21 protein-coding genes are annotated in these 20603 nt (G+C 43.1%); 16 read left to right on the top strand and 5 right to left on the bottom strand.

The genetic code is table 11. From position 1 onward, the window contains the following. Nucleotides 1-111: 111 nt before the first annotated feature. The 5 genes from QXR61_04435 (at nucleotide 112) to aspS (ending at nucleotide 4225) form a co-directional block, all read left to right on the top strand. Nucleotides 112-1101: a Gfo/Idh/MocA family oxidoreductase gene (locus QXR61_04435; protein MEM3757193.1), complete on the top strand. Its 990-nt coding sequence runs from the start codon at nucleotides 112-114 to the stop codon at nucleotides 1099-1101. Between the two features lie 29 nt (nucleotides 1102-1130). After that, nucleotides 1131-1931, top strand: a complete 801-nt coding sequence (locus tag QXR61_04430; protein MEM3757192.1) for a sugar phosphate isomerase/epimerase family protein — start codon at nucleotides 1131-1133, stop codon at nucleotides 1929-1931. 84 nt (nucleotides 1932-2015) lie between these two features. Next, nucleotides 2016-2321 (top strand): DNA-binding protein Alba, encoded by a 306-nt coding sequence (gene albA / locus QXR61_04425; protein ID MEM3757191.1) that lies wholly within the window; start codon nucleotides 2016-2018, stop codon nucleotides 2319-2321. A gap of 58 nt (nucleotides 2322-2379) precedes the next feature. Then, nucleotides 2380-2889, top strand: a complete 510-nt coding sequence (locus tag QXR61_04420; GenBank protein ID MEM3757190.1) for a hypothetical protein — start codon at nucleotides 2380-2382, stop codon at nucleotides 2887-2889. A gap of 13 nt (nucleotides 2890-2902) precedes the next feature. Further along, complete coding sequence (aspS, locus tag QXR61_04415; protein MEM3757189.1) at nucleotides 2903-4225, top strand: aspartate--tRNA(Asn) ligase; 1323 nt, start codon at nucleotides 2903-2905, stop codon at nucleotides 4223-4225. A gap of 16 nt (nucleotides 4226-4241) precedes the next feature. Here aspS and QXR61_04410 read toward each other — a convergent pair whose 3' ends face one another. From QXR61_04410 to pth2, 3 genes are all read right to left on the bottom strand, one after another. After that, nucleotides 4242-5480, bottom strand: coding sequence for a trypsin-like peptidase domain-containing protein (locus QXR61_04410; protein ID MEM3757188.1), 1239 nt, complete (start codon nucleotides 5478-5480; stop codon nucleotides 4242-4244). A 100-nt stretch (nucleotides 5481-5580) separates the two neighbouring features. Beyond that, nucleotides 5581-6954 (bottom strand): tRNA pseudouridine(13) synthase TruD, encoded by a 1374-nt coding sequence (truD, locus tag QXR61_04405; GenBank protein ID MEM3757187.1) that lies wholly within the window; start codon nucleotides 6952-6954, stop codon nucleotides 5581-5583. A gap of 10 nt (nucleotides 6955-6964) precedes the next feature. After that, a complete protein-coding gene (gene pth2 / locus QXR61_04400) occupies nucleotides 6965-7330 on the bottom strand; it encodes a peptidyl-tRNA hydrolase Pth2 (protein ID MEM3757186.1) in 366 nt (121 codons plus the stop codon). A 275-nt stretch (nucleotides 7331-7605) separates the two neighbouring features. On the opposite strand from pth2, the gene QXR61_04395 reads away from it, so the two are divergent. The 11 genes from QXR61_04395 (at nucleotide 7606) to QXR61_04345 (ending at nucleotide 17793) form a co-directional block, all read left to right on the top strand. Next, a complete protein-coding gene (locus QXR61_04395) occupies nucleotides 7606-8121 on the top strand; it encodes a DUF2096 family protein (GenBank protein ID MEM3757185.1) in 516 nt (171 codons plus the stop codon). Between the two features lie 90 nt (nucleotides 8122-8211). Beyond that, on the top strand, nucleotides 8212-11769 hold the full coding sequence (gene smc, locus QXR61_04390; GenBank protein ID MEM3757184.1) for a chromosome segregation protein SMC: 3558 nt from the start codon (nucleotides 8212-8214) through the stop codon (nucleotides 11767-11769). Nucleotide 11770: 1 nt separating this feature from the next. Beyond that, nucleotides 11771-12466, top strand: coding sequence for a hypothetical protein (locus QXR61_04385; protein ID MEM3757183.1), 696 nt, complete (start codon nucleotides 11771-11773; stop codon nucleotides 12464-12466). After that, entirely contained in the window at nucleotides 12447-13127 is a 681-nt protein-coding gene (gene scpB, locus QXR61_04380; GenBank protein ID MEM3757182.1) for an SMC-Scp complex subunit ScpB, read from the top strand. The genes QXR61_04385 and scpB overlap by 20 nt, the downstream gene beginning before the upstream one ends. Nucleotides 13128-13178: 51 nt before the next feature. After that, the gene (locus tag QXR61_04375) at nucleotides 13179-14612 is read left to right on the top strand and encodes an FGGY family carbohydrate kinase (GenBank protein ID MEM3757181.1); all 1434 of its coding nucleotides are present in this window, start codon (nucleotides 13179-13181) and stop codon (nucleotides 14610-14612) included. Between the two features lie 62 nt (nucleotides 14613-14674). After that, a complete protein-coding gene (locus QXR61_04370) occupies nucleotides 14675-15070 on the top strand; it encodes a 30S ribosomal protein S8e (protein ID MEM3757180.1) in 396 nt (131 codons plus the stop codon). A 23-nt stretch (nucleotides 15071-15093) separates the two neighbouring features. After that, complete coding sequence (locus QXR61_04365) at nucleotides 15094-15396, top strand: signal recognition particle subunit SRP19/SEC65 family protein (GenBank protein ID MEM3757179.1); 303 nt, start codon at nucleotides 15094-15096, stop codon at nucleotides 15394-15396. Nucleotides 15397-15466: 70 nt separating this feature from the next. Further along, nucleotides 15467-15712, top strand: coding sequence for a Gar1/Naf1 family protein (locus tag QXR61_04360; GenBank protein MEM3757178.1), 246 nt, complete (start codon nucleotides 15467-15469; stop codon nucleotides 15710-15712). 2 nt (nucleotides 15713-15714) lie between these two features. After that, nucleotides 15715-16665 carry a transcription initiation factor IIB gene (locus tag QXR61_04355; protein MEM3757177.1) on the top strand — a complete coding sequence of 317 codons (951 nt, stop codon included), beginning with the start codon at nucleotides 15715-15717 and terminating at the stop codon, nucleotides 16663-16665. Nucleotides 16666-16718: 53 nt separating this feature from the next. Next, complete coding sequence (locus tag QXR61_04350) at nucleotides 16719-17387, top strand: N-glycosylase/DNA lyase (GenBank protein MEM3757176.1); 669 nt, start codon at nucleotides 16719-16721, stop codon at nucleotides 17385-17387. Between the two features lie 274 nt (nucleotides 17388-17661). Then, nucleotides 17662-17793, top strand: coding sequence for a hypothetical protein (locus QXR61_04345; protein ID MEM3757175.1), 132 nt, complete (start codon nucleotides 17662-17664; stop codon nucleotides 17791-17793). A 114-nt stretch (nucleotides 17794-17907) separates the two neighbouring features. Here QXR61_04345 and QXR61_04340 read toward each other — a convergent pair whose 3' ends face one another. After that, complete coding sequence (locus QXR61_04340) at nucleotides 17908-18654, bottom strand: hypothetical protein (GenBank protein ID MEM3757174.1); 747 nt, start codon at nucleotides 18652-18654, stop codon at nucleotides 17908-17910. 89 nt (nucleotides 18655-18743) lie between these two features. Then, the gene (locus tag QXR61_04335) at nucleotides 18744-20579 is read right to left on the bottom strand and encodes an MFS transporter (protein MEM3757173.1); all 1836 of its coding nucleotides are present in this window, start codon (nucleotides 20577-20579) and stop codon (nucleotides 18744-18746) included. Nucleotides 20580-20603 lie beyond the last annotated feature (24 nt).

The following is a 20603-nucleotide window of genomic DNA, read 5'->3' as shown; positions in this document are numbered from 1 at the left end:
CCCAATGATTTTTTGGCTTTTCATATTAGAGAAATCATCTTATAAGTTTTTCCAAATCCTCTTAAATGGTAGCAATATTAAGGATTTAAAAAGAGTGTTTGGGGGTCATGTATGGAAAAAATTAATGTTGGTTTTATTGGATGCGGCGGGATTGCGATAACGCATGCAGAGCGGCTTAAGACCCTAGAGGAAGTTCGCATGGTGGCGTTCGCCGACATAACCGAGGAAAGAGCGAAGGCTATGGCCGACAAGTATGGCGGAAGATGGTATAGCGATTGGCATGAAATGCTGAATAAAGAGAAGCTGGGCATCGTGTATATTTGCTTGCCTCCATTCGCTCACACAGATGAGGTCATAGTAGCCGCCGAGAAAGGCATACATGTGTTCATTGAGAAGCCCATAGCCCTAGACATGAAAACTGCGAAAGAGATGGTGAGATCCATTGAGAAGAATGATGTTAAAAGCCAAGTCGGATATAACTGCAGGTTTGGGTACGCTATTGAAGAGGCAAAAAGGCTTGTGAGCTCCGGTGAGGCTGGTGAAGTAGGGCTCGCGTTAGGCATGTACTGGTGCCACTTCATTAGAAAGGACTGGTGGATAGATAAGAGCAAGAGCGGCGGGCAGCTGGTTGAACAGTCAACCCACCTCTTTGACGCATTCAGATATATTTGCGGCGACGTTGAAGTGGTTTATGGGCTAATGAACCGAAAATTTTGGACTGATGTCCCAGAGATGACTATTGAGGATGTGAGCAGCACAGCGTTCAAGTTTAAGTCTGGTGCGCTCGGCGCTATCACCGCAACGACGTGGGGCGCAAACGCGCAATGGTGGTTTAAATGGTGGATAGCGACCAGAAATTATACTCTTGAATCAAGGGATATAAACACGTTAACGCTGTACTCCACAAAGCCTCCGACAAAAGTTACAACTGTTTCAGAAGAAAGAGACACGTATCTTCTCGAAGCTAAAGATTTGATTAGAGCAGTACTGGAGGACAGAGAGACGAGAACCCCAATAGGGGAAGGCGCAAAAACCCTTGAGTTCACCTTGGCAGCTTTAAAGTCTGCGGAAACCGGAAAGCCAGTTACACTACCATTATAGCAGACTAAGCAAATTTTAAGGTGTGGAAAATGAAGAGAGGTGTAAATGCCTGGATTTATCCGCAAAACCTTAAAATCGCGGAGATTTTGAGGCTTTCAAAGGATATTGGCTACGAGGGCGTGGAGTTGAATCTTGATGAAGAAATGCTTAAAATGGGCAGGAAAGAGAGAAGAGCAATAGTGGATGAGGCTAAGTCTCTCGGCTTAGATCTGCCGAGTCTCTGCACAGCTCTCTTCTGGAAATATAATCTCGCCAGCCCAGATCCAAACGTGAGGAAGAGAGGCGTAGAGATAATTAAGCAGGGGTGTGAAGTCGCTTCAGAGATCGATGCGAGAGTGTTTCTAGTGGTTCCAGCCGTCGCTACAAGGGAAGTATCTTATCAAGATATGTGGAGGCTATCTAGGGAGAGTATTCTTGAGGCTGCGCAATCGGCTGAAGATCACGAAGTCATCATTGGCGTTGAGAATGTATGGAACAGGTTTCTCTATAGTCCGCTTGAGTTCCGTAAATTTATTGAGGAGATTAATCATCCAAACGTGAAAGTCTACTTTGATGTTGGAAACGCTGCTTTTCTCGGTTTCCCTGAACAATGGATAAAGCATCTGGGAGACTTAATCGTCTGCGTTCATGTTAAGGACTTCCAGTTCTCCACGATGCAGTTCAGACCTATCTTCGAGGGAAACATTCAATGGCAGAGCGTTATAGAGGCTCTAAGAGAAGTAGGCTACAATGGTTTTCTAATCGTTGAGGTAAGCCCATATCCAGGTCACCCATTAAAAGCCGCCTTGGATTCGAAGTCATCGCTGGACATAATGCTTGGCATATCTTAACTATTCTTTAAAAACTTCATTGTTTTTCCTTAACTTTTATCCAACGTACCGTAAGATATTTATTTGATTAAGTCACAATAGTGCATGAATCGATTAAGGAGTGAGGCGGTAAACTTGCCTGAAAGCAACTCAGTACTTGTGGGACGAAAACCAGTGATGAACTACGTCTTAGCTTGCCTGACATTATTTCACGGCGGAGCAAAAGAAGTAAGCATTAAAGCTAGGGGACGGGCAATAAGCAGAGCGGTGGACGTTGTCGAAATTATTAGACGTAGATTTCTGCCAGACGTAAAGGTAGGAAACATCAGTATAGGAACTGAGCAAGTTCAATCCAGCGGTGGAAATGCTCCGGCGAACGTTAGCATAATAGAGATAACGCTGGTGCGCTAATCCTCTGCCAAACTATGCTCCGCCGCCCCTCCTTTATTTTTGGAGGGATCAGAGGAAGGTGAAAACTGAACTATGTCAATTCTGCTTGAGAAGCGGAATACTATGTCAAAAATGCAGGGCAAAGATTGAGAGGGGAGAGGTAACCCAACGGGATTTAGAGATCGCGCGTTTACTTGTATCTATCGAAGATGAATATCCGTTGCTTCAGGATGTATATTTTCGCGGGTCAATTGAAGCCGACAACATTCTTGCGATACTGGTTAGAAGAGGAGATATGAATAAGATATTAAGTTATGGTGGAAAGATCATCAAGTTTTTAGAGAGTAAAACCGGTAAAAGCGTCCGAGTGTTAGAATATAATTCTAGTGAGAGAAAGTTTATTGAGGATCTTTTTGCTCCTTTAACCGTCCTAGCGATAAATAAGATTTGGCTTCCAGACGGCTCAATTGAGACAAGAGTTATCCTTAAAGGGAAAGACAAAAAGAGGGGTTCGCTAAACATTAATGCCATGAAGGAGATCGCGAGGAAAGTTAAGGGGATAACGCTTAGAGTTGAATTTTCAGATTAGGTGGGCGCAAACCATGAGCTATAATATTGCAGCACGTGGTTGGAAGAGAACACATTACACGATGGAAGTAACGCCCGACCTCGATGGAAAAGAGGTTACTTTAACTGGCTGGATAAAAGAGATTAGAGATTTAGGCGGAATAAAATTCCTACTATTGAGAGATAAAGAGGGAACAATACAGATAACTGTTCCAAGAGACGAGGTTGACAGGCAAATAATTGAGCAGATAGATGAGCTACAGCGCCAAGACTGCGTAAGCGTTAGAGGAATAGTTAGAAGGATGGATAAGGCGCCTAGGGGAATCGAAGTTGTGCCTAAAAGCATAATCGTCCTTAGCACCGCGAAGCAGCCGCTTCCATTAGACATTACAGGTAAAACTCCAGCCGACATAGATGTTAGGCTTGATGCCAGAATCCTAGATCTTGTAAGGGATGAGGCTCAAGCAATATTTCGAATACGCCATGTGGCGCTGGAAGCCATAAGAGAGTTCTTCTCTAAAAACGGTTTCATCGAGATACATACGCCCAAGATAATTGCAACCGCAACCGAGGGAGGAGCAAATCTCTTCCCAGTAGCGTATTTTGAACGTGAAGCTTTCCTAGCTCAGAGCCCCCAGCTATATAAGGAGCAGCTCGTAATAGATTTTGAGAAGGTTTATGAAATAGGCCCAACGTTCAGAGCTGAGAAATCCCATACTAGGCGGCACCTAACGGAGTTCATTTCGGTTGATATTGAGGAGGCTTTTGCAACGGCCGAGGATGTTATGGAAGTAGCTGAACGGCTCCTGCAACATGTGTGCAGAACAGTCGATGAAAGATGTCAAAGGGAGCTTGAAATACTCAAGCATAAAATCGAAGCTCCAAGTATTCCGTTTAAGCGGCTAACGTACGATGAAGTCATTAACGAGTTAAGGGAAAACGGGATAAAGATAAGTTGGGGTGAAGATATACCAACTGTCGCTTATAGAACTCTAGGTAAGTTGCACCCATACTTCTACTTTATAGTTGATTGGCCGACAAGCCTTAAACCATTTTACATAAAGCCTAGAGATGATAAGCCCGAGATAAGTGAGGGCTTCGACTTAATGTGGCATTGGATTGAAATAGCCTCCGGTGGAACACGCATACACAACAAAGACCTCTTAATTAAGCGGCTAAAGGAGCAGAACTTGAACCCTGAGTCCTTCAAGTATCATCTTCAGGTTTTTGATTACGGTATGCCTCCGCACGCCGGCTGGGCGATAGGGCTTGAGCGCTTAGTAATGATGCTAACCGGCGTAAGAAACATTAGGGAGGTAGTCCTGTTTCCAAGAGACCGATTTAGGTTAACTCCATAAAGCAGCTCTAGGTTCTTCAGCCTAGCGGTCTTGAACCCAACTCCACTTTAAGAATCATTTTCTCATTACCTCTAATTATAGTCATGTTAACTATTTGGCCTGGCGCCGTGTTTTCCTCTAAGTAAGACGATAGATCGTCTATGCCGGTGATCTTCACGTTGTTTATCGCGATTATTATATCTCCGCCAATAACCACGCGTTCGCCAGCTATATAAGCCACTCTGGTTCCGCCTCTAAGCCCAGCTTTATCAGCTGGGCTTCCGCTGATAACCTGCGTTATCAGCCAACCATAAGTTACGTTAGTGCCCATAGCTTTTGCAATCTCGTATGTCATATCTACTCCGGAGGCTCCGAGCCACGGATGCCTATTATACGATCCTTCCTCAACTAGGAACTTTATTTCTCGTAGTATAGTGTTGGATGGTATGGCGAAGCTGACGCCTTGGGAGCCGCTTACTATTGCCGTCGTTATTCCCACTACTTGCCCCCTAATGTTTAGAAGCGGGCCGCCTGAATTGCCGGGGTTGAGCGGAACAGTCGTCTGGATAACGTTAGCTATCGGATAGCCGCCAGCTATCTCAACATTTATTGTTCTGCCTAGAGCGCTAACTATCCCCACGCTCATAGATCCGGCTAAACCATACGGGTTACCAACAGCTAAAACTATGTCGCCGACTTTAAGGGTTGACGAGCTAACTATTTCTAACGGATAATATTCTTCTTCCGGCGCATCTGCCTCTAATACTGCTAGGTCAGCGTATGGATCGTAGCCGAGCACGCTGGCAGCGTAACTATTCCCATTAGCGAAGGTTACAGTTATATTCATGGCGTTTCTAATCACATGATAATTTGTGATCACAACCATTCTACCAGTAAAGTTATAGATGAAACCGGACCCCTGAACCCGCTCATAATAGTAGCCGAAAAGGCTGTATTGCCGTATTAACCCCCTAATCATGACGACTGAGTTTTTAACCTGCTCGTAAATCTGCGAAAGAGAAACGTTTTCGCTTAATAGGGCGCTGTATTGAGGGATGCTTTGGACCGCAGCGTTTAAGGAGGACCGCAGGGTTTCGAGATCCGTCTTAAGATCCCTGATTTGATTTTTCAGCCCACTGATCTCCTCTAGGGCGCTTCTATAACCCATAGTGTAGCCGAAGTAACCTGCGACGAAAAATCCTATTATCAGCAAGACGATTATTACTGTTAAAGCCCTCAATCTATTGTTTTCAGGTCCTTCTAAAGCGGGCAGCATGCCCGGGTCACCTTTACGTTAAGGTCTGGTTTCTCACACAATTATAAAAGGATTTCTCAGATTTTCATACAAATTAATGGAAAATTATACATAAACCATGCTAAAACCCGCTCTTAACCAACTGCTCATCAGTCTTCGGTTTCATAAACTCCCTTAAAAGTATAGTTGCATAAGCCCCCTTGTGAAGAATGAATTTAAATTCAGGAGAGTTTACCGAAGACCCTTTTTTCTCCGAGACAATTCTTGTTCCCAGATCAATAACTTTTTCTAGGGCTACCCTTAAGCCGCCGAAAATATTAACCTTAAGAGCCTTAGCTCTTTGAAAATCATCCCTAGATAACCCCTCTTCCTCCAGTATCTCAGCCTCAATTTCTCCCTGTAAACCTTTTGACATAGGCTGTTTTGATCCGAGAAGCGGTAACGCTAGTGCCATTCGCCCCATTTTGATCTCCTCGTTTACATACGCCACATTACTATCTTTAACCTCAACGAAGATCTTTTCAGGCAACCCTAAACTGTTCAATTTTACGGCGTAATCGCCGACAAGCGCCTCCCTTAAAGGCATCCCGCGCTTTATCCTCTCGCTTAAAAATCTGTTAAACAGATAAGATTGATAGGACTGTATGAAGAGCTTTCGAAAGTTTAACGGAAGCTTATAGAGAGCACCTAAATAGTCGCGTGGAACATTTAAAAGATGTTTAAGGATTATTCTCTCATACACCAAGGTTTTAGGGAACCTCTTAAGCGCTGCTTTAAAATCCATGCTTTCACGAAGATCCCTTCTAGCCTCCCTAGCCTTGGCGCCTTCAAAAGGGCTCACGTAAGAGAGGAAAATCATTACAGCCCCTTCAAAATCACCTTTAAGTACGCTTTTGCCAACCAGATGAGTTATCGGCCTAATTGTTCCAAATCGTTGATGCCCAAAAAAGTTTGGTATGCCGCCGAAATCATCTAATTCGCCGCAGATTTTTTTAATCCTGCTTTGAATTGTCTTCTCTCTAAGCTTTATAGACTTGACTCTCACCGTGAACATGTTTCCGAACAGTTTTCTAGGTGAAATCTCCTCGTCAGAGTAACCTAGAGGCTTAACAATAACATCTTTAATTTTTATGCTGGCCAGTTTGCTGTGAGGCATTCCTCCTATGCTTATGTACTGGGCTGTCAGCGCATTGGCGTCCTTTATTCCGGCGAATCCTACTCTGCTTGAATCAACGCCTATCAACTTTGAGATTTCCTCTACTGCTAGAAGCGTATCCCAGCCTCTTTTAATTAAAACGCATATGAGGTGCCGTCCATGATCTGCGAAAGACCCAAGGTTAGCCTCCGGGCTAACGGACGCTTTAGACCCGTCTATCAAGATCTCTTCAACAATAAAATCCTCCGGTGAACTCTTAATAACCCCGCCTATACCTTGCGTTTTTGAAGCGTAAACCTCTATTCCAATACCCTTTTCTATATCCGGCACTTTAAGCATCGCTAGATCCTCAGTAAAGCGGCAAGCTTCCCGTAACCTTATCGATTAAGTCGGATGGAGCCGGACCTATGCCTAAAGCCGTTATCGTGCCGGGCTCAAGCTCGGTTAAACCCATGTCTGAGATTAGGGCTGTTGGGAGACCCAGTTCCTCAGCTTTCCTCTTTAAGCTTAACAGTTCCGACTCCGAATTAACTTTCAGTACAATCTTACATTGCCCACTTTCAATCCATTCTCTCCACCATGATGGATGGCTTTTTCTAGCTTCCTCGGAAGACGAGACAGCCGCGTGGCTTGCTTGAGCGGCGGCTTTACCTGGACTCATCTTCAAATCGGCTCTAAGCACCATTACCTGCTTAAATTTGCTGGAGTTAAGCATATGTCATACACCGCCTTAAATGCTTTTTAAGAGCGCAGAGGCAGTTTCCGCTACCTTAAGTTTAGACATCTTTTAGGACAAACATTTATGTTCATATAGATTAGCATGTTAGAAATAAATATTTACGCATCCCCGGATTAAATGAAAGGGGATGTTATGTTGCTTGAATCTAGATTTCGCTCTGTAAAGTCTCCAAATATTGTGAAATATGGTGCTTTTTCTAGCGATGCATTTATAATGGTATCAATCTTATTTGGTTCTGTGGGGTTTTAGCGATGAGTTGGAAGGCTCGTTGGAGGATTTTATCGGATGTAACTACGGATCTCCTCAGAGGGGGCGGAATGGTGCCGCCCAACGTGATTAATGATTTACGATCCGCAAAAGTTATTTTAGAGATTCTTAAAGTTGATAGATCGCGGCCCGAGAATATATCTCGCCTTGAAGAATGTTTAAGCAATGTTGAGGCTTATGTTCTTTCGGCTGCAAGAGATAAGTTTGGTGAAGAATATGTTGAAGAGGTTTTAAAGAGGTTATGCAGCCTAGAGAGCGAGGAGAGCGAAGAAAGAGTGCAAATAAGATTTCATCCAGGCTTTCCGAGGGATGAAAAATGGATTAGAGTTAAGATAACCGATGAAACCACGCTCGAGACTCTTGAGAGCATAGCCAGCGACCTCAGCTTAAAGATTAGGGTTGAGGAAGACGGATATGTGCTTGTGCATGGGGGAGAAAATGAATTAAGAGATTTCGTTAGGCGGGTCTCAGAAAAGATTCGTGAATCAAAGGGAAAGTGAAAGCATCATGGCATTATGATAACGCTTATTGAATTACTGATAGTATGCCCACATATAGAGATGATGCGGCTCTAGGAGAACAGCGAGGAGATGCCGTACATCAAGCGCATCGAAATAAACGGTTTCAAAACGTTTGCCCAGAAAACCACATTAACATTTGATAAGGGATTTATTGCAATAACTGGACCGAACGGCAGCGGCAAGACAAATATAATTGACGCAATCCTTTTCTGTTTAGGCGAGCTAAGCGCCAAGAGGTTAAGGGCGGAGAACTTTTCAAACCTCATATTTAATGGTGGAGAAAAATCTAGCATAAGGAAGAGTGAGGCGAAAGTAACAATACAATTTGACAATTCTGATGGACGACTACCCGTTGAGACGACAACCGTCACGCTATCCCGTGAAATTGACAAGAACGGTGAAAGCGTATATAGGGTAAACGGCAGAAGAGTCCCAAGAAACCACATGTTAGAGATTCTTTCAGTAGCTGGCATAAGCCCCTATGGGCACAACATCGTCCTACAGGGAACCTTAACGCGTATGGCTGAAATATCAACGCTTGAAAGAAGGAAAATTATTGAGGATATGCTTGGAATAGCGCAGTACGACGCTGAGAAAGCGGAGGCTGAAAGTAAGCTTAAGGAGGCTGAAACAGCCATAAAGACGGCTCTAGGACAAATAAGCGAGATACAGAAGAGGATTGAGGATTTAGAGAGGGAGCGAAACAACCTTTTACGCTACAATTTCCTTAAGCGCGAGATTGCCCGTTTAGAGGCGATGAAAGTTTCTAGAGAAATAAGAAGACTTGAAGATGAGGCGGGAAAAATTTCGAGGGAGATCTCGGAGATAAAGGAGAAGAATAGTAGGATATTGGAGCGTAGAGAAAATCTTCGCCTTAAACGCCGAGATCTAGAGGCCGAGATGCGGAAACTTGGCTTTGATGAGATTGAGAAGAAGCGGGGGCAAATTATTGAGATTCAAATGGAGATCAAGGGCCTGAAAACCAATCTTAATGAATTAAATGTGAGGATTAATAGTGGGAAAACCGAAATCGAGAAATTAAGGAGCGTCAGGGAAAATCTCCAACAACAGTATGAGGAAACAAAAAAGGAAATCTATCTGTCCGAGGAGAAAATAAAGCGGTTATCCGAGATTTTGAGTCAAGTTAATAAAGAGATAGCGGAAAAGCAAACCCTTCTCGATTCGCTTTCAGAAGATCTGTCTAAAATTAAGCTAATATTTGAAGAGAAATCTAAGCAGGTCAGCGACACGGAGAGACAGCTGAGTCAAATCCGTGAAGATAAAGTGAAAGTTGAGAGCGAATACGGAAGGGTTCAATCCAGATCGGGCATCTATATGCAAAGGCTTGAAGACCTGAAATCTAAAAGAGACGAAATAAAAGAGTCTTACAATAAGCTTTGCGAACTGCTGGCGAATCTAGAGGGCGTGTTAAACGATCAGAGAGAGCAAATGAAAAAACTTCAGGCTGCTTTAGATAGACGTATTAAGCAAAAAGAGCTCATTGAAAGGGAAATGGAGAATGCCGGGAAGATTGCAGGATTAGCTAAGGAGGCGCTGATAGAGTTTGAGGCGCGTAAAGACCTTATAAGCAAAATTGATTCGGAGGAAATTGCGCTAAAGAGCCTTGAGGAGCTGGGCGCTCTAGGCGTTATAAGCGGCATACATGGCAGGCTTAAGAAACTGATAAAAATTGAGAAGGGATATGAGAAGGCTGTTGAAGCCGCCGCTTCAGGTTGGCTTGACTCGCTCGTAGTTGATGATTTAAATGTCGCCTTCACATGCATAGAGACATTAAAACGCATGAAGCTTGGAAGAGTGAAAATAATACCGTTAAATAGTTTGTCAGCGAATAAGAATACAATTAAATCGGACAGTATTGATGGAGCTAGCGGTTCGATCTTATCTTTCGTTAAATGCGAGAAAATTTATGAGCCTGCTATAAACTTTGTTCTGGGCGACACATTATTAGCTCTAAGCGAAGACGCCGCCATAAAGGCTTCAAAAGATGGTTTCAGAGCGGTCACGTTAAACGGCGACCTCTACGAATCTGGCGGGGGCGTCGAAAGCGGCTTTTACAGGGCTCCAGTTGACATATCCTCTTTTATACCAAGCGAAAAAGCCCTAAAAAACTTGGAGCAGGCTGTCAAAACTCTTAGAACCTATTTGGAGAATAGGGAGAATATAGTTTCGGAATTGGAGAGCGAGATATCAAAAATTAAGGGAGACATCGCGAGCCTTTCTGAATCTCTAATCAAGCTTGAGGGAGAGGTCGAGAGGGTTAGAAAAAGCGTATCTCAATCTGAAGTACAGATTAAGCGTGTAGAAGAGAGCGTAGAGAGCATACTGAGTAGAATAGAGGAAGATAAAGTCCGTTTAAGCTCGCTTGAAGCTAAAATCAGCGAGATAAACGAGAAGGAGAAATCTTTAAGCGAAAACCTTGAACGCTTAAGGAGCGAAGTAGATTTACTCAAAATACGTGATGCAAATGCCAGACGTGAATCTATAGCCAATGAAATAGTTGCTTTAAAACATAAATACAGTAAAATAGAGTCGGAAATATCGATAGAGAGGTCGAAGGTAGATTCTGTTTTAAAGAGAAACTTGGGGAATTTAGCTACCCAAATAGACGATGTTTCAACGCGAATCATCAGTTTAGAGAAGGAGATTGAAGAAGCAGTCAAAAAGGATGCTGAGACCCGTAGGAGAATTAGGGAGCTCGAAGATTTGGAGAAAAATCTCTCCGAAGAGATTTCCGGTTTCAGAGAGAGAATTAAAAGCTTTATGTCAGAGATAGATGCTTTAGACAGTGAGCTAGCGGTTCTTGAAAAAGAGTATGAAAACGGGATCAAGATCCTTAATGATCTAGAGATGAAGTTGCAGGCCGCAAACTTGCGGGTCGATCAACTTAGAGAACGATTAAAGACGCTAGGGTGCGAAGATGTAGAATTAGTTGATCTTTCAGGATATGGTGATGAGGATATTGCCTTTCAGATGGAGTCTATGTTGAACGAAGTTGAACGTATAGGGGCTGTTAATCAGTTGGCTGAAACCCAGTATGTGGAGCAGATTTCGCGATATAAGGAGCTGTCTATGAGGTTAAATGATCTTGAAAGAGAAAAATTAGCGATCTTAAAGTTCATTGAGGAGATAGAGCAGAAAAAGATGAAGATCTTCATGGAGGCGTTTAATAAGATAAATGAGCGGTTGAACAGCTACTTTTCTAGGTTGACTGGTGGAGGAGCGGCTTCCTTAAAGCTTGAGAACCCAGATAATCCATTTGCCGGTGGGGTCGATATGGTGGTTCAATTTCCAAATAAGCATACGATACTTGTAAGCGGTGCTAGCAGTGGAGAGAGATCTGTCTCGGCGGTCGCCTTTCTATTTGCCCTACAGGAGTTTTCACCAGCATCCTTCTATCTCTTCGATGAAATAGATGCTCACCTCGATGCCTTCCATGTTGAGAGGCTAGGCGAACTATTGGCTGAGGAGGCATCTAAAATGCAGTTGCAGTTCATAGTTATAACGTTAAAGCCTGAAATGATCAGTAAGGCCGACAAAGTGTATGGGGTCTATGGGCAAAACGGGGTTTCTCACGTTGTCTCAATGACATTTAAGGGGGTTGCCTAGAGTGGATAAACCCGGTAATAGACCATTCTATCTTCAGCCGCCGTGGGACATATTGTTTGATTTTCAACGGTTACAGAAAATCAATCCATGGAGCATAGACATAGCGTTCCTTCTGCTTACGTTTCTTAAGGAGATGGAGCAAAGGGCGATCATAGATTTTAGAGCCTCCGGTGTCGCCCTAGACTCGTCAGCCTCAATATATCTTCTTAAATCTAGCTTATTGTTGAAATTTGAGGAACCTCAACCTCCACCGTCCCCGAAGCCGGCCATCGATTTTATACCTCCGCCACTAACGCTTCCATTACGCTACGAGCTTACCACTACGACGATACAAAACCTGCTTGAAGCTCTCAATGAAGCGTTGCAGAGCGAGAGTCTCCTATCAATTAAGGTGGCTCAAAAGCCGATACTTCCGCCGCCTGAAATAATCCCAACTATAAGTGCATATTTAATGGAGATTGAAAGTAAAATTGAAGAAGTATCTCAGAAAATCCGTTTTCTCCTAGAGAGAGGGGAGATCGTAACGTTTTCGAAGATTATACATGGGTCGGATAAGAATGAGGCGATAAGGGTTTTTATAATACTTTTGTTCATGGCTCAGAGGGGTATAGTTACGTTATGGCAGCATGAAGAGTTTGGCGAAATATATGTAACGTTTAATGGTGAGGGGGTAATGGATGACGGCTTTGACAGCTAATTTATCCTCAACATCAATGCGGCAAGTTCAAAGAAAGGAAAGAGGAAAAAGCAGGAAAGACGTTGAGGAGAAGATGAGGATTATCGAGGCAGCATTATACGTGGCTGGTAGACCATTAGATCTCAAAACTTTATGCAGCATTATAGGCTCCCACTCCGAGAAAAAGGTTCATAAGATTGCCAAGATGCTTGTGGAGGAGTATAAACGGCGTAACACGGCGCTGGAGGTGCTCGAGCTCGAGGATCATAGGTTTGTCATGCAACTTAAAAGCAACTATTCTGATAGAGTTAAGCGGCTAGCTGTAAGGCCGCTCTTAACAGTTGGGCCGCTCAGAACCCTCTCCTACATAGCCTATAAGCAGCCTATAACTCAGAAGCAGGTGATTGAAGTGAGGGGAAAACATGCCTATCAGCATATTAAGGAGCTTATCGAGCTGGGTCTAATTACGCGTGAGAAAGATGGCAAGGATTCCATTCTAAGAACAACAGAGTATTTTGCCGATTATTTTGGCTTAAGCCGCAACATACATGTTATGAAGCGTCAACTTGAGCGGATTTTTAAGAGGCATGGCGAAGAAACGTTACCGCTCTCCCTTGGTGAAGATGAGCGGAGAGAAATGTCTGAGATTGAAAAATCGGCTGGCGAAAGCAATGCCAAGTGACGGGCAAAAATTATTTCTTGCCATGTAGCATTTTATTCTTGTGACACCCCTATGTATAAGGCTATAGGAACTTTTGATATAGGGAAATCAAATAAGAAATTCATAGTATTCTCAGAAGATTTAAAGCCTATCTATTCCGAGACAACTAGAATAGATGAAGTGAAGGTTAATGGAATTCTCTGCGATGATGCTGAATCCATAGTCTCCTGGATGAGGGATAGGCTCCTATACGCTACTAAGAATTGGAGAATTGAGGCGTTATCAGTAGCGACCTTCGGGGCTACAATAGCGAACCTAAGCAACGGAGCATTAAAGCTGCCCGTGATATCTTATAACCATGAGATTGCTAAAAGCGTTAGGGAGAAATTTTATAGCGAATTTGGTAGCCCACTTGATCTTTATATGGCAACTGGAACCCCGCCCTACGGGCAGCTCCTAAACGCTGGGATACAGATATATTGGATAAGGGAATGCTTTAGAGAAGCATTTAATGAAATAGATGAGATACTTTTCCTACCGCAGTTCCTCACCTACATGCTTTCAGGCTTTAAAGCGAGCGAGATTACGAGCGTAGGCTGCCACACCTACCTTTACGATATAAGGAAAAGTGGGTGGAGCAATGTTGCCGAAGGCTTAATGTTCGATGAAAGATCGCCGAAAATGGTCGATGTTTGGGACTCGTTAGGAGAGACCTACATCGGCGGACAAAAAATGACCGTAAGTCCGGGAATACATGATTCGAACGCTTGCCTGTTGTCATATCTTACTAGAGGCAGGGAATTTTTGTTAGCATCTACTGGAACATGGTGCGTCTTCATGTGCCCCGGAGAAAGATTCGATCCAAAGAGCGACGACCTATACAGGGACGTAGTATACTATATAGATCCTTACGGTAGACCGGTAAGAGCCTCCAGATTTAAGGGAGGTTTTGAATACGATTACTATACTGCGATCATAAAAGAAAAGTTCTCCGTAAATCCCGATAACATAGGCTTTGACAAAAATGTTTTAAATAGGATTTTGACTAGGAAAGAAGATTTCATAGCGCCCGGCTTAGTTGAGGGGTCAGGGCAGTTTCAGCGTTCCAAGGCGAGAATAATAGGGGACTCGTTTAATAGAAGCGCTAATGAGGCTTACCACCTACTAAACCTGTACCTCGCAATAGAATCATATGTGGCGATAAACCTGATAACGGAAAAGAGAAAAGTCGACATCGTGGTTCAAGGAGGCTTCGCGAAAAACAACGTCTACTTAAGCATTCTTTCAGCTCTCTTCCCTGAGAACAGGGTTTTAAAGGCCACTTTTCCAGAGGCGACTGGCTTGGGGGCTGCCATATGTGCTAAGTGTTCCTCTAGCGGTATAAAGCCGCATGAGATATATGTTGGCGTACTGGAGGAGGGCGGTGAGATAGAGATCCCTAAGCCAGAAATAGACTTAGATAAATTAATGGGGTATGTTGAGGAATTCATTTATAGGTTTTCCTAAGCCGTTAAACTTATATTACTCTAAGATTTTTCTTAAAGACTTAATGGATGAAGGGAGCATAAATGTCTGTTTGGCACGGAGATCTACATAAAAGGAAACCTACGGGTGGAAAAAGGAAACCATATAGAGAGAAACGAAAGTATGAGAGAGGGTCGTTTCCGACTGAAACCATTTTAGGCGAACATAGAGTTAGAGTGAGCCGTAGAAGGGGAGGAAATATAAAGGTTAGGTTAGTTAGCACCAAATGGGTGAACGTTTCCGACCCAGAAACCGGTGAGACAAAAAGGGTTGAGATCATAAGGGTTATAAGAAACCCGGCAAACGTTGATTACGATAGAAGGGGCGTCATAACAAGGGGCTGTTTAGTGGAGACCCCTATAGGAACAGCGAAGATAACTTCAAGGCCTGGGCAGAATGGTGTTCTAAACGCTATATTGGTTGAGAAAAAAGCATCATAACAGATTTATTTTTATGCTGATAAATGAACATTTTAAATATGCGGAGAAGAGACTCGATAGTTTTATGGCCAGTATACTTTGACTCCACAAAAACTAGACGTGAGGGTAGACGCTTACCGAAAAATCTCTGCGTTCCCTCGCCAAGTATTTCGATGCTTGAGAGAGCGGTTAAAGATTTAGGCTTAAGCTATGAAATCTCTCAGGAAACGGTTTATCCTAGACTCCCATGGATTAAAACGGGCTGTATAACTGTGAAAAAGGGTGGGGAAAATAAATCGCAGGTTATTAGGAGAATAGCCCTTGAGCTTATGAAGTACTTTAAGTAGCCGTTTAAGAAACACTTAAATAATTGGTTGAGTTCATTTTTTTATTCATTACTTTTAGGTGATGCATAGCTTGAAAAAGATTGGCCAAGTTTTACATATATATCTTGGTAACAGGGCTATAGCTAAAGTCGAAAGCCCTCCAAAAATCGGTGCAACGATTTTCGACATCAAGAAGAGGCCGATTGGAGTTGTTTCAGACATTTTTGGCCCAGTGAAATCACCCTACATTGAGATCAGGGTTAGAGATCAGGAAGCAAAGAAGATTGTTAATTCTCCAATCTACATTCTACCTAAAGAATCGGAGAGGAAGCGGTGAAGATGAGCGATAGCGATGAAAACCCATCCCTTCCCCCGATTCTAAGAGATATTCAGCGCTGCCCGGAGTGCGGTAGTTCAAAATTAATGCGCGATTACGAGGCAGCCGAAGTAGTTTGCATGGAATGCGGCTATGTAGTGGACATGAAGATAGCTGATCAAGGCCCTGAATGGCGAGCTTTTGATAATGAGCAGCGAAATAAGAGGGCTAGGGTTGGCGCACCGGTAACGTTTACCATCCATGATAAAGGTTTATCTACGGTGATTGACTGGCATGATAGAGATGTTTTCGGCAAGAGATTCGATGTGAATCAAAGAGCACAAATGTATAGGTTGAGGAAGTGGCAGAGAAGAATAAGGGTCTCAGATGCTATCGAGAGAAATCTTGCTTTCGCTCTCTCGGAGATCACGAAGATCGCAAATGTTCTCTCTCTGCCGAAGAGCATTTTTGAGACAAGTTCCATAATATACAGAAAGGCGGTTAGAGAGCACCTAATACGTGGAAGATCAATTCAAGGAATAAGCGCTGCCGCCGTATACATCGCCTGTAGACAATGCGGTCTCCCGAGAACCTTAGATGAAATAGCAGGCGCCGCAAACATAAGTAGAAGGGAAGTTGGGAGATGCTACCGCTTTCTCGTTAAAGAGCTGAACTTAACTATTCCACCACTTAAGGCAAGCCACTACATATCTAAGTTTTCTAATCAACTTACGATGCAGGGAAAAGTTGAGGAGATTGCAAACAAGGTTCTTTCAGTCGCCTCTGAACTCAAGCTGACGTCTGGTAGAGGGCCAACGGGCATAGCTGCCGCAGCAAGCTACATAGCTTCTGTGCTGATAGGTGAGAAGCGAACGCAGAGAGAAATAGCTGAGATAGCAAAAGTCACCGAGGTAACTATAAGGAACAGATATAAGGAGCTGATAGAACAGTTAATGTTTATAGTTAGATTATAGACCGCTCTCATTTTCTGAAACTCTACAAGTTTTAGCGGGTGAGGAAGAAATTATTGAAAACTCGTGAGATTAGTCGCGTAAGCCCCGCAAATGGCTTAAGCAGCTTAGTGAACCTTATTAGCGCCCTTAAGAACAGCGGGGTTAGAGAATTAATTAAGTCTAGAGTGGAGGAGTTTAAGAAGAACAGGGTGAAAACTTCCGCCGAGATCTTTAAGGAACTCTGCTTCTGCATATTGACAGCGCACTTTAATGCGGAGAAAACCATGAAGATTCAGGCGGAGATCAATGATGGTTTTTTGAGCTTATCTGAAGCAGATTTAGCGGAAAAACTCAAGGCCCTAGGTCACCGTTACCCCGATTCAAGAGCCAGATACATTGTTGAAGCAAGAAAAATGATCCCGGAAATAGAGAGAGTTTTAAGCTCTTCAAGGGATGAGAAAGCGCTGAGAGAGTGGCTTGTCAAAAATATCAAGGGACTTGGCTACAAAGAGGCGAGCCATTTCCTCAGAAATATCGGCTTCATGAACGTTGCGATAATAGACTTCCATATAATTAACCTTCTGTCTAGATATGGGCTTATAGAAGAGACGAAAACTATGACGAGACGCAGATACATTGAGATTGAGAAAAAATTGGCTGAGTTGGCTAAGATTGTTGGATTAAGCCTAGGAGAGCTAGACCTATATTTATGGTTCATTGAGACTGGAAAGGTTCTAAAGTAGGAGGGTAACCGATAAGCTCTTAATTATGCTCATCTTTGTCTATGAAGAATCCCAGAATAATAGAGAATGCCAAATATTTGCACCTTGTTTCCATATAAAATGAATTTTAAACACTTTTTCAAACAAAGGAAAATAAAAATCTAAAATTTTTCGTTAAGGGGCGCATTATTGGGTTATTTTCATTGTTTTCTTTTAACTATTTTTTCTCCAGTTTTTGGTAAAGGTTTATTTGATTCCCTCTAATTTAATAGCTTTCAAAGAGTGGTGACCAAGAATGTCGAGAAGAAAGAGTCCGCCAAGAGAAGAGGAAGAGGAGGAAGAAGAGGAAGAGGAATGGGAGGACTGGGGAGAAGAAGAGTGGGAAGAAGAGGAAGAATGGGAGGAAGAAGAGGAAGAGGAGTGGTAAATCCCCAGCCACCCGTCAGCAACAAACAACAGTTTCTAAAAACTTAATTTTCCCTCAAAAACACCTTTATTTTTTCTCCGAGAGAAATATTGTATAAAACCAAACATCCTTTTTTTAATTTTCCCTTAATAGCCTCGTTTTCCTCATCACAGAATAAATTTTCATCGTTTCCCTTGCGAAATCTATTTTAAGCCATTTTTCGTAAAAAAGGATCAATCTCCTTAAATGCTTAAACTCATTATAAAGCTTTTTTTCCTTTTCGATGAAATGTTTTTTCTCCAGCTGCCCCGTGTAAAATGCGTCTATAAGATCCCTATAACCATTAAGTATCTTTTCTGTTTTCTTCAAAACTCTTAACCTAACTCTTTCAATCAAAGTGTTCATTACCTCACTACTATTCACAATTATGATTCTAGAAAATATTGCAGTATCCCCACTATGTTCCTTAACCAGCATTAAAAGATCGCTTATTCCAGGCATTCCCCCTTTCTTTTCATACCGGCCGCTATTTTGAGGGAAAGCGTAAACCGATCGGCACAATCTGATATATGGCGTCTTAGCTAACAACCATTTGATCTTAGAATTTCCATTACAGTCGGGGTTGTAGACTAAGACTATGAGGCTCCCAAAGTCAATAAGGTTTCCTTCATCATCATACGATGGCTTCCTGATATCCCTAGTTCGCCTCAAAAGTATTGGTTGGTTCTCACCCACAACTTTTAAGACCTCATCTATTTTTCGTTCATTCACCTCCCAGAAAGACCCGCATATGTGCTTGCAGCCTAAAGCCTTAAGACGCCTAGGTATTAAGCTCCTACTTCTGTTTTCCTTTAGAACGCTGTAAACCACGTAAAAAACCATTCAGACACCTTCTCAGCATTTATGAGGAGATAATAGTAGGTTAAAAATGTTTACTCAAAAATCACCTCAATTTCATCATTTGAGAAATCTCAATTTGCTTTTTGGCCTCCAGTAGTCATGTTCTCACCATCATTGTTGCCGTAGAGAACCTTAATAATCTTCAAAATTTTTTCTGGGGGAATCCTCTCAGTGTTTATCGCTATATCAAACGGAGGAAGTTTCGATATATCTGCGCCAAAAAGATGGCGCGTTAACTTTAGGAATCTTCGATCCTCATCCTCGATCTTTTTGAGCACTACAAAGTCTGGTCCACCATGCTTCCTCATCTCCCTTTTAACCCTCTCATCCTTAGGCGCAACCAGCAAAACTATCAGACCCCTATCCTCGCTTTTCGCAGCAAATAGCGCTGGCTCCCCTTCTATAATTGCGGCTCTATTGACTCTAGAGAGCACAAAGTTTAATTTCTCTTCGATTTCTTTCTCGTCAGAACCCTTGTCCATGAAGGGCAGTGGAATTAAGTGATTATCCGGCTCCTTCATCTCTTCCTCAAGGATTCTTTCGTCAATTATTTCTAAAGACAGCTCTCTCTGCACCAATCGGGCAATAGATGTTTTTCCGGCGCCGGGCAATCCGTAAAGGATTATGTGTGGACCTATTGGATGGTGATGGCCGTGAACTATTAGGGTCTCTGGGATTTCATATATTAGTGTTGGGAATCTTATTAGGCCATCAACGATGAGGGCCATTAGGAACGGCAGTCGAGGATCAATGTTCCATAGCAGTCCTCCGACCAAAACGGCTGGTATAGCCATACTCCTCCATAAGAAGTCTCTTGTAGCCTCCCATTCGCTCTGAAGCTCCTCTGGTATAACTTCCGTTGAGACAGCTGTCCAGGAGGGGCCGGAGGCATCACCTATCGCTCTAAATATCCATGCAGCGAGCGGAACAAATGGTATTATACCCAGCCCTTTAAATGTTCCGCCGGCGAGCAGTAGAGCTAAGCATATGTATAAAAATGGGCGCGTGAACAATATTACCGTTTTTCTCCCCTTTTTATCCGAAATTTCAGCCAGCGGAATCATCAGTATGGCCGCTGTTAGGCTATAAACCGATGGTAAGAGACCTAAAACTATTATCGGCGACCCGCATACCTCAGCAGCGTATATTATCCAGAAGGGAGCGACAGCCTCCCAAGCCCAAGGCCCGGTTAAAGCTAAGAAAAGCCACACCGTGGCTTTTCTCTCCTTTGAAACCCTATATACTCTACTTATTTGCCCAAAAATATCTTTGACGGCTTCAGTAAGCCTTTTTGATGTTTTCCTAATAGATGGTGGTTTGTCTTCGAGGTTGCGGGCTGTGTAAAATAGGACGATTAATGTGAGGAAGAATTGGGCGAGGAAGATGTTTCTGAGCCAATCCAGTTTTCCGCCACCTAACGTCTGGATTAATGATGCGCCTATTGGTGGAATAAATACGTTGGCAATATTGTTAACCGTGTTCATCACGGCTATCGTTCGGCTTCTGCTCTTCTGCTCGGAAGAAGAGAATAAAAGCGCTACATAGGCTGGCGCAACGAGCGCTGTGCCAACAGCCCCGAGAAAGTTCGCTATAACAGTTATCTGCCAGTCTGGTGCAAAAGCGTAGATTAACGGGTTCGGCAGGGTTAGAGCCATGCCGGCGATTAACATTTTCTTGCGGCTGTATTGGTCAGATATCCAGCCGCCAAACAGTATGAAGGCTAGAAAGACTATTGACCAAATTGATGCTAGTGTACTTAAAACTATTGCATCGGCTCCGAGAACCTCTTTGACAAATAGTATGTCAAGTCCACCGCTTAATCCAGCTATAACTGTGAGAGCGAGATCCCTAACCATCAGCACTCTAATGTTCCCTTTAAATGCGGATTTTAGTTTCTCTTCCATCATACCCTGTAAGCAAACATTGAAAAA

The sequence above is a fragment of the Candidatus Bathyarchaeia archaeon genome (assembly GCA_038882715.1).
Lineage (GTDB): Archaea > Thermoproteota > Bathyarchaeia > Bathyarchaeales > DTEX01 > DTEX01.
This window is presented reverse-complemented; position numbering and strand designations above follow the sequence as displayed.